The 13,279-nt window shown below is 56.9% G+C and carries 11 protein-coding genes; 3 read left to right on the top strand and 8 right to left on the bottom strand.

What is annotated here, in order from left to right; genetic code table 11:
• Window positions 1-58 precede the first annotated feature (58 nt).
• The 4 genes from KB449_RS09200 to KB449_RS09185 all read right to left on the bottom strand — a co-directional run bounded on the left by KB449_RS09200 (window position 59) and on the right by KB449_RS09185 (window position 5,611).
• Window positions 59-1,711: a type 2 periplasmic-binding domain-containing protein gene (locus KB449_RS09200; RefSeq protein ID WP_282908087.1), complete on the bottom strand. Its 1,653-nt coding sequence runs from the start codon at window positions 1,709-1,711 to the stop codon at window positions 59-61.
• A gap of 55 nt (window positions 1,712-1,766) precedes the next feature.
• Complete coding sequence (locus KB449_RS09195; RefSeq protein ID WP_282908086.1) at window positions 1,767-2,645, bottom strand: carbohydrate ABC transporter permease; 879 nt, start codon at window positions 2,643-2,645, stop codon at window positions 1,767-1,769.
• An 18-nt stretch (window positions 2,646-2,663) separates the two neighbouring features.
• The gene (locus KB449_RS09190) at window positions 2,664-3,575 is read right to left on the bottom strand and encodes an ABC transporter permease (protein ID WP_282908085.1); all 912 of its coding nucleotides are present in this window, start codon (window positions 3,573-3,575) and stop codon (window positions 2,664-2,666) included.
• Window positions 3,576-3,688: 113 nt separating this feature from the next.
• Window positions 3,689-5,611 carry a heparinase II/III domain-containing protein gene (locus KB449_RS09185; protein ID WP_282908084.1) on the bottom strand — a complete coding sequence of 641 codons (1,923 nt, stop codon included), beginning with the start codon at window positions 5,609-5,611 and terminating at the stop codon, window positions 3,689-3,691.
• 186 nt (window positions 5,612-5,797) lie between these two features.
• Here KB449_RS09185 and KB449_RS09180 point away from each other — a divergent pair, with 186 nt between their 5' ends.
• The 3 genes from KB449_RS09180 to KB449_RS09170 are packed head-to-tail and all read left to right on the top strand — an operon-like array spanning window position 5,798 to window position 8,765.
• Complete coding sequence (locus KB449_RS09180; RefSeq protein WP_282908083.1) at window positions 5,798-6,841, top strand: DMT family transporter; 1,044 nt, start codon at window positions 5,798-5,800, stop codon at window positions 6,839-6,841.
• Window positions 6,838-7,962, top strand: a complete 1,125-nt coding sequence (locus tag KB449_RS09175) for a Gfo/Idh/MocA family protein (protein WP_282908082.1) — start codon at window positions 6,838-6,840, stop codon at window positions 7,960-7,962. Before KB449_RS09180 ends, KB449_RS09175 begins: the two co-directional genes overlap by 4 nt.
• Entirely contained in the window at window positions 7,959-8,765 is an 807-nt protein-coding gene (locus tag KB449_RS09170) for a sugar phosphate isomerase/epimerase family protein (protein ID WP_282908081.1), read from the top strand. The genes KB449_RS09175 and KB449_RS09170 overlap by 4 nt, the downstream gene beginning before the upstream one ends.
• A 102-nt stretch (window positions 8,766-8,867) precedes the next feature.
• Here the strand turns inward: KB449_RS09170 and KB449_RS09165 are convergent, their stop codons facing one another.
• The 4 genes from KB449_RS09165 to KB449_RS09150 all read right to left on the bottom strand — a co-directional run bounded on the left by KB449_RS09165 (window position 8,868) and on the right by KB449_RS09150 (window position 13,144).
• Window positions 8,868-9,485, bottom strand: a complete 618-nt coding sequence (locus tag KB449_RS09165; protein WP_282908080.1) for an alpha/beta hydrolase family protein — start codon at window positions 9,483-9,485, stop codon at window positions 8,868-8,870.
• A 400-nt stretch (window positions 9,486-9,885) separates the two neighbouring features.
• Window positions 9,886-10,128: a histidine phosphatase family protein gene (locus KB449_RS09160; RefSeq protein ID WP_282908079.1), complete on the bottom strand. Its 243-nt coding sequence runs from the start codon at window positions 10,126-10,128 to the stop codon at window positions 9,886-9,888.
• Window positions 10,129-10,162: 34 nt separating this feature from the next.
• Window positions 10,163-11,413 (bottom strand): FAD-dependent oxidoreductase, encoded by a 1,251-nt coding sequence (locus tag KB449_RS09155; RefSeq protein ID WP_282908078.1) that lies wholly within the window; start codon window positions 11,411-11,413, stop codon window positions 10,163-10,165.
• 351 nt (window positions 11,414-11,764) lie between these two features.
• Window positions 11,765-13,144, bottom strand: coding sequence for an FAD-dependent oxidoreductase (locus KB449_RS09150; RefSeq protein WP_282908077.1), 1,380 nt, complete (start codon window positions 13,142-13,144; stop codon window positions 11,765-11,767).
• Window positions 13,145-13,279 lie beyond the last annotated feature (135 nt).

Below are 13,279 nucleotides of genomic sequence, written 5' to 3'. Positions count from 1 at the left end.
GATGCGGAAGGACGGCATGAGCGTGCCTGCCGTCCTCCCCCTGTTGACTGCCGGGTGCTTATTTTCCTACCATCGTTTTGTAAGCTTCGTTCGCTTCTTTTTCCAGCTCGTCGCCGCCGTTGGCGCGGAAGTCGGCCACGTATTTGTCGAACGCATCGACGTCCGCTCCGCCGGTAATGATCTTGAAGTATGCGTCTACCGTCAGCTTATTGAGCGTGTTGGAGTATTTGCCGTACGCTTCTACGTTAGGAACGTAAACGGCGCTGTAGCCAGCGATCTTCGCGTATTTGTCGGCGAATTGGTAGTCGAACGCATCGCGCTTCTTGATGAACGGATCGTAGGACACTTTGGCGTTCAGCACGTTTTTGCCCTTCACGTTGGCTTCGGCCAGCGTATCGGAAGCCGTCAGGTTGATGAACTTGTCCTCATCCAGCTTCCAATCCACGTCTTTTTGGCCGTTGGTCAGCGTCAGATAGTACTCGTAGTCGGTGCAGGCGGCTTCGATCATCTTCAGCAGCAGCTCGAGCTTTTGCGGGTCCTTCATGGCCTGCGTCGTGATCGCGATCGGGTGGCTGGCCGTATCCCACATCGGCGTGCCCGCGGCGCCGTTCGGTCCGACGGCCGGGACGCCGAAGACGGCTTCCCCGCTCGGGACGGATTCCTTGAACGCCTTGTATTGACCGCCGCCGGCATCGTCCGGGATGTCCGGATTGAGCTCGTTGCGCCAGTGATAGAACATGGACATTCCCGTAATGCCGATTTTGCTGTTATAGAACGCCTGAGAATCCGCCCAATAGCCCGTCGTATTCTCGGATGTCACGAACTCGGGATCAATCAGTCCGGCCTTATACCATTTCTGCAGCGTTGCAAGCGCTTCCTTCATTTCTGGCTGAATCGCCGCGATGACGACGTTGTCGTCCTTCATCGTGAACTGAATCGATTTGCTGGCGTCTCCTTTGGCCGCGCCCTTGAAGTCACTGATGCCCGGATAGCCGTATGCGCCCAAAATATTCGGCAGGGCAAAGTCCGACAGGCCGTACGTGTCCTTCTTGCCATCCTGATCCGGGTCGTCGTTGCGGAACTTCGCGAACGCCTGCTCGTATTCGTCGATCGTCTCGGGAACTTTAGTGATCCCCACCTTGTCGAGCCAATCCTTGCGCCAGATGACGACCGTCGGATAGGATCCGTTCAAATTCGTCATGGGGATCGCGTAGATATTGCCTTGGTACTTGACGCCATCCCATGTCTCGGGATAATTCTCGTTCAAAAATTTAACATAGGTCGGCGCGAATTTTTCTAGCGTTTCCATCGGAATGGGCGAAATAATGCCTTGCGACACGTATTTGGGCAGGTTCTGCCGGTTCGTGATCTTCAACACGTCCGGCATCTCGCCCGACGCGAGGCGCACATTCAGGTTATCCTCCCATTTTTGCGAATCGACATACCAGAAGTCAAATTTGGCGTTGAACTTTTTCTCTACCATCTTTACGACGCTCGAGTTCGGATCCGGCTGGCCATAAGAATCGTAGCCCAGCCATTCGAGCGCGATCGGCTGCGTGCTTGCCGAGGATGCGCCTTGACTGGCGCCCGTACTGGCGCTGGCCCCCTGCCCTGTCTGTTCTTCATTGCCTTTGCTGCATCCTGCGAGCAAGCCCGCGCTCATCGCGACCGCCAGCGTCATTCCGGCAATCCTTCTGGTCGTTTGTCTCATGCCGCAACCCTCCATAGAAATGAATGTATGTTAACCTGACCTTTGGGGTCAAGCGTTAACCTTTGACGGAGCCCATCAGCGTGCCTTTTACGAAGTACTTTTGCAGAAACGGATACACGAACAGAATCGGCAGGACGGACACGACCAGCGCGGCCATTTTGACCGTCTCGGAGTTCACCGCTTGCGCATGCACCCCCGAGCCGGATTCTGCGGACACATCCTGACCCTCCAGCAAAATTTTGCGTAAAATCATCTGCAGCACCTGCTTGCGCTCGTCCTGAATGTAGATCATGCTGTCGAACCAGGCGTTCCAGTGTCCGACGCCGGCATAGAGCCCGACCGTCGCGATGATCGGCAGAGACAGCGGCAGCACGATGCGGAACAAGATGACGATATCGTTGGCGCCGTCGATCTTCGCCGATTCCTCCAGGCTCTCGGGAAGCGCCATGATGAAGTTCCGGACGATCAGCAGCATAAATGCGCTAACCGCGCCGGGCAACACCAGCGCCCAGATCGAGTTCATGATGCCGATGTTCTTGATCAGCAGATACGCCGGTATCATGCCCCCCGAGAAAAACATCGTCAGTACGACGATTCCCGTCCAAAGCTTGCGGTTCGGAAGCGTCCGCTTGGAGAGCGGATAAGCGCCGAGAAACGTCATGACCAGCGTGATCGCCGTGCCGAGCAGCGTGCGGACGATCGTATTGCCGTATGCGGTCCAGATCGTATCGTAATGAATGACCCGTTCAAAGCCTGCGAAATCGAACCGGGTCGGAATCAGGTGAAACCCGTAGCTGTTGACGACCTCGGGCGGACTCAGCGAGATCGTAATCGCTTGCATAAGCGGCAGCAAAGACGCGAGCGACAACGCCCCGAGGAACGCATATACGAAAACCAAAAACACGGTGTCTGACGTCGTACGTCTATGTCTCATTCCCGCATGCCTCCTTGGCTAGAAAATGGTGTCGTCCGAGAATCTGCTGGCGATGTAGTTAGCCGACAGGACGAGCACGAGCGCAACCACGTTTTTGAACAAGCCCACGGCGGCGGCATAGCTATAGTTCATCTTGAGCAAGCCCTCGGTGTACGTATAGGTGGATAACACTTCGCCGACGTCCATGACCTTGGCGTTGAGCAGATTGAATACCTGTTCGAAATCATCGTTGATGATCGAGCCCGAATTCAAAATGAGCATAATGACGATGACCGGCGCGATGGACGGAATCGTCACGTACCAGATTTTCTGAATCCGGCTGATGCCGTCCACCTCCGAAGCCTCGTACATCTCCGGATTGATGCCGGCGATCGCAGCCAGATAAATAATGGAGGAGAACCCGATATTCCGCCAAATGTCCGTGCTGACGAGTATGCTTCGGAACCAGCCCGGCTCGCTCATGAAGAAAACGGCGTCCGCGCCGAGCCAGGTAAGCAGCATGTTGATCGGTCCGCGGCTCGGAGATAAAAACTCGATGACCATGCCGGCCAGCACGACCCAGGACAGAAAATGCGGCAAATAGCTGATCGTCTGGACCGATTTTTTAAACCATTTGACCGAAACTTCATTAATAAGGACCGCCAGCAAAATAGGCGCCGTAAACCCGAAAATCAGCTTGTAGAAATTGATGAGCAGCGTATTGCGCAGCACCTGGCCGAAGTACAGCCCGCCAAACAGGTCCCGGAAATTGTCCAGCCCCACCCACGGACTGCCCCATACGCCTTTCAAAAACTGATAATCCTGGAACGCGATCAGCACGCCGTACATTGGGGCATAATGGAAAATCGCGTAATAAACGAGCACTGGAAGCAGCATGACGAAAAAGTATTTATGAGTCAAATAATTTTTGAACAACGAACGCTTATTCATGCCCACCCTTCCTTTCCGTCTCTTGCTTCTGTGGTCTCAATGTAGTCGCAGCGCGGTTTTCGCACAACCGACAAAAAATTGCGATGATACCGCTTTCTTATTTTGGGCCGATTTTAACTCGATATTTGCCCGGTTCCGGCGCTGCACTCGAAGCGAAAGACATGATTTATCCGAAGCGAAGCCGAAGTCGCCCGGAGTCGAAGCCGGTATACGATTTGTTCGCGTCCCGCGAAATCCTGCACCTTATCGGCGAGGACCTCGGCGATGAAAGCTTCGGAGTCATAGTGCAGCGTCACCTCGCCTTTTTTTCCGCGCCACACAAAATGGCCGTTCTCCAGCCTCGGCCGATGCAGGCTGACGAATTGCTGTAGGACCTGGACAGGCGTCTGCCGGCAATCGAAGCGATCGGTCAGCTCCAATACGGCAGATGGGTCCGAATCGCAAGCTTCGCTCGTCTCGTACGTCTCGTTCGACTCGCTTGGAACGCTTGCGTTGCCTGTCTGCCAATGCCAGACGAATTCGCGCCGGAAGCTCGATAGCTTCGAATTGTCGTAAGCTTTGGCAAGCTCCCAGCCGATCCGAAGCCGATCCTCTTCCCATTCGCAGAATAACAGCTCGGCAGCGTGCGCCTTGCCCGCGAGCTGCGGTTGACCGTCCACGAGAGGCACGGAATGGCCTTCGGACGAATTGTGCAGCAGACTGTAGCGTTCCGGACCGAAGTACTCGCGCGTATACAATCCGGCGCCAGGATCCGCCAGCAGATTTTCGCCGCCGACATGCAGGATAAAGTGACCCAGATCGTTGTGGTTGTGCGATTCGCCGTTATGGCCGCCTTTGGCCGAGAAGGCGAACATCTCCCCTTCCGAATGACGCCGGTCCACCGCCACCTCCATATCCCGGAAAAAGACGCCCCCATCCGGCAGAGGCCGTTCAAACAACCCCATGTCTGTCCAGAGCAAATTGCGCGTCACATGCGCCCACCGGTAGCTGCCGTCGGCATTAAGTGGCGGCACCATCTTTACTTCGGGGACAGGCGTCCCCAGACGTTCCGCCAGCCGACTCAGCAAGCCGGTATGCCAAGTGATCAATCCGGCGTCGGAGTAGTTCAGAGCCCGGCTCTCCGATAGAGCGAATGCGGCTGGAAACGCGGCGATGGCCCTCGCTTTGTCGCCTGCCAGCAGATCCAGGCCGCCATCCGTGTACAGGGCCAGCATGTCGGCGAAGTACGCGTAGTAGCCGAATCCGTAAAACCAGTAGCCGATCCCCTCCGGGCAGCCGCCGTCCTCCCCGTAACTCTCCAGAAAACAGGTCAGGCTGCGAAGGACCCGGTCGATCATGCCCGCCAGCCGCTCCTTATCGCGCTCCAGAAGCAATGCCGTCATCCCGACGGCGCCGCCGCATACGGCCGACCAGTTATCCTGGCGAGACTCCCAGTCGAAGGGAACCGGATCGTGGAACATCGGACGGAACACGCGGCGTTCGATCTCGCTGCGAATACGGCAGCCGATCCATGGCTGGAGCCGGTCGCCGACCAGGTACAGCAGTTCGGCCAGCGCATGCGCCGTCTCCGCCGCGAACAGATCGACCTGGCATTCGGGCGGTATGCGCGCGGTCGTCGCCGCCTCGACCCCGGCGGGCAGACAGGCGGGCAAGCACCAGGTATATTCGCCGCAAATGTCCCACGCCAGATTCTCCAAAGCTTCTACGCTTCGGTCTTTCGCCCCGTCCAGCAGCATATCGAGCGTGAGCGCCAGGAGCCTGCCTCTTCGTTCGAAATACGGGGTCTCGTACGCCTGCCGAAGGCCGGTCTGCTCAAACGTTATAAATTGAGAAAACGTAAGCGGCGGAATCGGCGTATCGATCGCCAGCTGAGCGTGCGCGCGGATCTCCTCGACCAGCGGACCGAGGTAAGCGCGCGCCTCCACGTACGGCAGCAGGCTGCCCTCGCGGACGGGGATGCCGAACGGAAACGAAAGCGGGCTCGGCCGGTCCCGTGCGAGCTCGCGGCGTATCGTGTTGAAGCTGTACATGGACATATGGGCGCTCCCCCTTTTTAAGCAACTCGGCAATGCCTGCGCCACTGAATTATAAGAAGAAGCGACGGCCGAACGATATATCAAACAATTGCGATCATACCGGATTTATAGCGAGCTTTTGAAAATCGGCCGCAATACGCAACAGAGCGTTATTTTTGCAAAAAAGAAGAACGATAGGCGTCTGCTATGCTGGGTTCGGAAGCGCCTTCCCGATTTCGTAGACGAGGGAGTGAACCTGCAATCAAAAAATCGAACGCTTGGGGCTATGCCTGCATCCTGGCGGTCGTGCTGTTATGGGGCTCGGCCGCCTCCGTAGGCCGCTATTTGGGAGAAGCGGGCTCGCCGCTAACGCTGTCGATATGGCGGCTTGCGCTCGGCCTCGTATTTCTGGGGCTCGTACGGCTGGCCGCCCTGGCCGGGCCGCCCGCCAAGCGAGGAGCCCGCCGGCGAGCCGGCGTCCGCGGACTGCATGACGCCGACTCCTTCTCCGCGGTTGCCACCTCGCTATTCCAAAGATGGCTCCCGGTCTGGATCGCCGGCATTCTCGGCTACGGCCTTATGATCTGGCTCTTTTTTGCGGCGGCGCGAACGACGCTGGCGAGTCACATCGTCCTGATCCTGTCGCTAGCGCCCGTCTCTACGATGCTGATCGCCCGGCTGACCGGCGATAGGCAGGCTGCCCGCGGCAGCCTTTGGCCGACGCTGTTGTGCTTGGGCGGCGTGACCATCATGGCTGCGCCGCAGGCGTCGGGATCGGGCGCGAGCCTGGCGGGCGATGTGCTCGCCGTGCTCGCCATGTTCTCTTTTTCCGCCTATACCGTGTTGACCAAACGGTACGGCGGCGATCTGCCCCCGCTGCAGCTCAACACGCACGGCATGTCCGCCGGTCTTTTGTTCCTGTGGGCGCTGCTTGCGATCACGGAAAAAAGCATGGGCCTGCATGCATTCGACACGCCCGGGCAGTGGACGGCGATCGTTTATTTGGGAGCGGCGACGACGGGACTTGCTTATTTGCTCTACACGTTAGCGCTGGCGCGCCTGCCGATGGATCGCGTCATGCCGTTTATTTTTTTGCAGCCGGCTGTCGGTGTCCTGCTGTCCGCCGTCTGGCTCGCGGAGGCGCTGACCTTGAACGTAGCGCTCGGCATGTGCGCCATCATCGGTGGTTTGTTCTGGAATCATGCTTCGCGGAAAATGTCCGCGCAAACAATTGGGAGGGATCCGACATGACCACGGAAATCGTAAAAATTGGCATTATCGGGTGCGGCGTAATCGGGAAACTTCATATTAAATCGGCGCTTGAGGCGCCCTGGGTCGCGGTCATTGCCATCGCCGACGCTTATCCTGCTGCGGCGCGGCAGGCAGCCGAACACTTCGGGATCGGCCGCACGTACGACGATGCCGCAGCCCTGCTGGCAGACCGCATGATCGATGCCGTCGTGCTGGCTGTCCCGACGAATGTCCGCACAGAACTTGCGCTGCAGGCGCTGGAAGCCGGCAAGCATGTGCTGCTGGAAAAGCCCCTCGCCATGAGCTCAGCTGATATTCTGCGCATCAGCGACGCGGCAGAAAAAGCGCGGCAAGCCTTCGGCCCCCGCACCGTCGCCTTTTGCTCCTCGCGGTTCCGTCATCTCGCGCACGCCAAGGCGGCGGCCGCGTGGATCGCGGAGGACCATCTCGGCGACATTCGCGTCATCCGGTGCCGCGTTACGGACCCTTCGCCGGGACGTCCGTCGACGCCGCAGCCATACTGGCGCGTCCACAGCGAGGTGAATGGCGGCGGCATTGTCTCTAACTGGGGGATTTACGATTTGGATTATTTGCTGGGCCTAACGGGATGGCAGCTTGAGCCCGAATGGGCGTTGGCCCGCATGTGGGGACTCGGGGAGCCGATCGCCGACTATTTTCCGCCCGATGCGGATACGGAAACGTACGGTGCCGCTTATATTCAATGTAGGGATCGAATCTCCCTCACTTATGAGCGCGGCGAATTCATGGCAGCGCCGCAGGAGCGATCATGGCAGATCGTCGGCAGCAAGGCCAGCCTGACGCTTCATATGACTTGGCCTTCAGAGAAAAAAATCGTCGCTTCCATTCTCCATCCGGAAACGGGCGTAGAAACGCGAACGATATGGGAAGGCAATGAGGACTCTTCGTGGGTCGATAAAGGCGCCTTATTCGATTTTACGCGGGCTATTATAGAAGGACGTCCCCCGATGACTGGACTGGTGGAAGCGCTAAAGCTGCAACGAATGATGGATGCGATCTATTTGTCCGCCAAGTCCGATAAGCCCGTTCAATTGTTGTCCGTGGGGGATAGGGCGACAAGCAAAGGAGGCGCGGCGCAGTGAAATATGCCTTCGTATCTTTTTCTTGCCCGGAAGCCAGTCTGGCCGAGGTGCTGCGGATGGCTCGCGATTATAATTACGACGGCTTCGAAGCGCGCTGCGGGTTCGGTCATGGCCACGGCATCGAGGTTTCACTGACGGCCGAAGCTTGCGCAGACGTGAAGCAGGCATTTGCGGACGGCGGCGTCGTACTGCAGGTCTTGAGCGTATCCTGCCGCTACGCCAACCCCGATACCGTCGCCGAAAATATCGCTTTGACGCGGGATTATATCCAGCTTGCGCAAAGACTTGCCGTACCGCTGCTGCGCGTATTCTGCGGTGAAATTACTGCCGGCCGCAGCCGCGAGGCTTCTCGCCTGCAGATCGTTGCCGCGCTCCGCGAGCTTGCGCCCCTGGCTGAAGCCGCCGGTGTGACGCTTGCGGTCGAGACGCACGACGACTGGTCCGACCCTGCCGAGATGAGAACCGTCATGGAAGCGGTAGACCATCCGTCAGTCGGCGTCGTCTGGGATCTCATGCACACGCTGAGAGGTGGCGGCACTCCGATGGAGGAAGCCTATCGGCTTCTCTCGCCCTGGCTGAAGCATGTTCACTTCCATGACGGCTTGCTCGAACTTGACCGGCTCGTCTTTCTTCCGCTCGGCGAAGGGGAGATCGATCATCGGCCAGCGGTAAAGATTTTAATACAAAATCGGTATCAAGGCTATTTGAGCGGGGAATGGCTCGATTGGGAGCCGCCTCAGCTCCACCTGCCACGTGAACTTCAATCCATGCTTCGGTACGAGCAAGAAGCTGTAAAATTGTAGCAGACGTGGCGATATGAAAGGGGTCGGGCTTCACACCGTCATTAATAACAGTGAAGCCCGGTCTCTTTTCCGCTGCACGCCTCCATTCAGACGCCTTTTATCTCACCGGTTATAGCCCCACCTTTGAAACCATCGCACCGCATCATCAAGCATTTGCTCCGTCATTCGATGGCCCGTTCCTATATATTCGATAATCTCGAAACGTGCTGGAGATGAAGCATAGACTTCCTCTAACGCCCGCCGGAATCTCCGCGCTCTGTCCGGCGGAACATGAGCGTCTTCGCTCCCGTTAAGGTAGCAAATTGCGGGGACATGTTCATACGAGGGCAAATTTGTGATCGGATTACACCGTAAATAACAATTTATTGCATACACATCAGGGCTACTAGGCTTTTCATCGGTCCCGGGTCTGAGCCAATCAGGCGTCGAAATACAGGCCGCGACTGCTTGAATACGTCTATCAATACCAGCAGCGACGACCGAAATATCTCCTCCCATTGAGACACCGCCTGCGAGAACGTTTCCATGTATGCCGAACCCGCCGAGCGCCCAATCCACGATTCGGGGATACTCTTCAGCAAAGTGAGCCATAATCAGCCAGAAATAACGACGTTTATTTTCTCGCAACTTAGTCTGAAATTGCTCTTTGCTTCCATTTCTACGTTCACCGTGAGCAACAGGGTCGAAGGATACGGCAACAAAACCTTGGCCAGGATTCATTTTTTATCATTCTCACGAGCTAGAAGCCTGCCAGATGATCGCTATGAATGGAATAAGTTAAACATGAACCATCGGATTCCATTCGAAATTCATAAATAACCGCATTGGTCGTATCGGTATGGGGAGGATGTTGTAGATGAGGACAAACCAGCCGATTTAAGTCCGTTGTCGTAGCCAGTAACCGAATACGACGATTCGCGTATCTATTCCAAAATGAGGAACCAATTCCCTCTTGTAAAAAGACTCGACTCTCCTGCTCACTTCGCTGCGTTCTTCGGGCCATCTCGGCCACCAATTCTGTTGCGTGCGAAGGCGCTCCGGAAAAAGGATCTCCTCATAGGAGGATTGAAGCGAGTGACACGAAAGCCAGGCGTGGTCGCGATAAGCTGGCCATTCTCGATTAATATTCGGTCATTTCCGGCACGAGCATGACGGGCAGCTGCTTGCTGCGCGCCAGCGATAGCGATGTCTGGATCGTTCGCCGCAACGGACTGCTGAATACCGTGTCGAGTCGATTTCGATCGAAAAAGTCCCGAACCCGGATGGCTTGTCGTTCTCCCCGCGGTGAGAGACTGCAGTCCGCTTCTGTCGATTGTTTAATGTTCGCAAGAGACTCGCCGTGCCGAATTACGTATACAATCAAGTCGTTCCCTCGTTTCTGCAATCATCGGCCGTCGTCATGGTTTAATATACGATACGTGCTGCAACTGAAGCCAGGCATGAAGCTCGGCGATCGGTACGTCGCGGAGTCCGCATTGATGGTCGATTGCAAGAGAAGCAGCGACGCCGGCAGCTTGCCCCAGCGCGTAACATGTCGGTTGCACGCGCATCGAAGACATCGCGACATGCGTCGCGGATATGGCACGGCCCGCCACCAGGAGATTGGCAATTTCTGCGGACACCATACTGCGATAAGGGATATCGTAGCCTGATACGGGACGCTCGTCCGTCGCCTTGCCGCCATCCGGGCTATGGATGTCTATTTCGTAATTCGTCTGGGCAACTACGTCTTCGAATCGACGCCCATCCGAGATGTCTTTTTCCGATAACGTATACAGTCCTCGAATTTGATTGGTCTCCCTGACGCCGGTCTGACCTGCGACATGAGATAAAATATAGGTGCCGAAGCCGTTTCGTTGAAGGTAGTGCACGACGCCGAACACCTGGCGAAGCGCTTCAGGCTCGGCTCGGTTCACATCGGATATTTTCGCTCCATTTCCTTTTACGCGCGTCATATTGACTAGCAGCGTGCCGTCGCCGTTCTGCTCCCAATACAATCGCCTGCCCTGCGGAAGATCATCGACGTCGTTGTATAGGGGGCAGCCCTCCGGCAGAATCGGAACGACGGACTTTCCGGTGTCCTGCATCGTGAACATCAACGTCATCGGCTGCGTCAAGCCGTCCGATTCCCGTCCCGAGGAATAAGAGACGCCGGCATCGATGGCGACGCGCGCGTCGCCCGTACAGTCGATAAATTGCTGCGCCTCAAAGGCCTGCAATCCTTCCCTAGTGGATGCGACGACGGCCTTCAGCCTACCGCCGTCTACGACGGATCCGACAAAATCGGAATGGTAGAAAACGTCCACGCCTTCCTTTCGCATCTTCTCGTTCAAGTAGTGGCGCAGCAGGAAGGGCGAATACTGCGGAATAATAGAGCTATCGTGCTGCGGAGGCAGATACTGCTCCAGCATGTCCGCGATGATCTCCCTATAGAAACCGGTGACATTCCCGATCGGCATGAACACGCTCACGTTACCCAGCGTGCCCATACCGCCGAGCTGCGCGGACTTCTCGATTAGATGAACCTTTTTGCCGCTTCGCGCCGCGCTTACCGCCGCAGCGGTGCCGGCAGGACCGCCGCCGATTACGACCACGTCTGCTTTTGCGTAGACAGGCACGTCCCTGCTAAACTGAACTCGACCTTGCATATAGTAGCCCTCCCTTTAACATTGATATTACTCCCGCTGCTCGTCCCTTAATTGCCCTAGCCGTCTCAGTCGAAACGCTCGCTAGCCACCTCCCCTGTTGTAAGTCGGAGGCTTTGCCTCGGTCACGGCTTCAAATAGGCGGCCTCGTATTCGGCGATGACGTTTACGCCTCTTTTTTCTTCCAGGCAACGATGGTCTGATCCAAACTTGCATGGTCAACTTGGACCGGACAACGTCACGCCGCCGTCACAGACTAAGTTTGCAGCAGCACCTGCTCGTTGCCGGCGATAACTTTGCTTTGCATGGAAGAAGAAACTAGTCATATTATGAAGCCGTCGAATCGCGGAAAGGTCAAATAACGGCGCTCTGCGACCGGAGAAGCTGTTGGAGCTCGGCGATGTCGATGCCGCGCGTCGTTCTCTTTTGCATGGCGGCCAGCGCGGCGGCCAATCCGGCCGCTTGGCCGGTAGCCATGCAATGCGACTGCACCCGGACGGAAGCCAGCGCCTCATGCGTCGCCGACAGGCAGCGGCCCGCCGTGAGCACATTATCAAGTCCCGCCGGCGTCAGACACCGGTACGGGATGTCGTAGGCGCCTGCCAGCTCAGTCCACACATTCGTTTGATCGCTCGGGCTGTGGATGTCGATCGGGAAGCAGCCTTTGGCAATCCGATCGAAAAATTGCGCTCCGAGCAGCACGTCGTCCTGCGTCAGCACATAGTCCCCCACGATACGCCTCGTTTCTCGGACGCCAACGCGTCCCGCGGCGGCCGATAACGAAGCTTTGGCGAACCCCGGCAAATAGCGGCGCGCGAACGTTACAAGCGACATCACTTGTTCGCGCAAATCGAGATCGGCTTTGATCAGTTCGGCGTTATTCGTGCCGTCGATCCGATTGACGCGAGTGGCGTTAAAGATGACGTCGCCATCCCGGTAATCCGAAAACAGCGTCAGCCTTTCCCTACCGAGGTTAAGCTCGTTTCGCGACTTCGCTTCTGCAACGGCCCGATTGAAGCCGCTTAAAGCGACCATCCGTTTGGCGAAATGCGCGGGCAGACATTCCGGGAGCATCGGATACGTGATCCAAACGAATTCGTCGCGGTGATCGAGCGTGTAGTCGATGAAAGCGTCGAGATCGACATAGCTCATTTTGAACAAGGCGGATACGGGCTGCGTTAGCCCGTCCTCGCTCCTTCCCTGCCCGTACGATGCGCCCGCCGCGGCGGCAATATCGCCATCACCTGTCGCATCGACAAATTGATCGGCATAAACCGACGTACTGGCGGACTTCGTTCGCAGCCCGATGGACGTTATGCGTCCCGCAGCGGAATCAACCCGATCGACATACGTATTGAGCAGCAGCGTAGCGCCCGATTCCAGCACCAGTTTGTTCAACACGTATTTCAGAATTTCAGTATCGAACGGCGTAATGTAGCCGCCTGTGCCCTGTGTGGAACCTGGTTTATCGTAAAGGCATTTGAGCGTTCCCGGCGATCCTTCGCATGCAACCAACTCATCGACTACTTCTTGAAAAATCCCTCGAATAACCGGATCGTCCCGAAAGAAGTTCGTCATCCACGGACCGACGAGACTCCCGGTACCCGCTCCCCCGAGATAGGAGGCCGGCTCGATCAGCACGGTTCGCGCCCCGGAACGGGCGGCGGCAATCGCCGCCGCAACGCCTGCTGGACCGCCGCCGATTACCGCCACTTCATATTTCGCTTCGTTCATGATGATCCCCAGCCTCCGCCTCTGTCTTTTACAAATTTGATCGCGCCGTTTTTAAGTCGAATCGTTCGCGAGCCTCCTCCCCTGTCGTAAGTCGGAGACTTAATCCTCAATAACGGCTTCATTTTAAGAGCGGAA

The sequence above is a fragment of the Cohnella hashimotonis genome, assembly GCF_030014955.1.
GTDB classification, from domain to species: Bacteria; Bacillota; Bacilli; order Paenibacillales; family Paenibacillaceae; genus Cohnella; species Cohnella hashimotonis.
This window is presented reverse-complemented; position numbering and strand designations above follow the sequence as displayed.

Coding starts and splice junctions, on each gene's coding strand:
- KB449_RS09195 (WP_282908086.1), bottom strand. CDS start 2,645: ATGAGACATAGACGTACGACGTCAGACACCGTGTTTTTGGTTTTCGTA.
- KB449_RS09175 (WP_282908082.1), top strand. CDS start 6,838: ATGACCACGGAAATCGTAAAAATTGGCATTATCGGGTGCGGCGTAATC.
- KB449_RS09185 (WP_282908084.1), bottom strand. CDS start 5,611: ATGTCCATGTACAGCTTCAACACGATACGCCGCGAGCTCGCACGGGAC.
- KB449_RS09155 (WP_282908078.1), bottom strand. CDS start 11,413: ATGCAAGGTCGAGTTCAGTTTAGCAGGGACGTGCCTGTCTACGCAAAA.
- KB449_RS09180 (WP_282908083.1), top strand. CDS start 5,798: ATGCTGGGTTCGGAAGCGCCTTCCCGATTTCGTAGACGAGGGAGTGAA.
- KB449_RS09165 (WP_282908080.1), bottom strand. CDS start 9,485: ATGAATCCTGGCCAAGGTTTTGTTGCCGTATCCTTCGACCCTGTTGCT.
- KB449_RS09190 (WP_282908085.1), bottom strand. CDS start 3,575: ATGAATAAGCGTTCGTTGTTCAAAAATTATTTGACTCATAAATACTTT.
- KB449_RS09150 (WP_282908077.1), bottom strand. CDS start 13,144: ATGAACGAAGCGAAATATGAAGTGGCGGTAATCGGCGGCGGTCCAGCA.
- KB449_RS09200 (WP_282908087.1), bottom strand. CDS start 1,711: ATGAGACAAACGACCAGAAGGATTGCCGGAATGACGCTGGCGGTCGCG.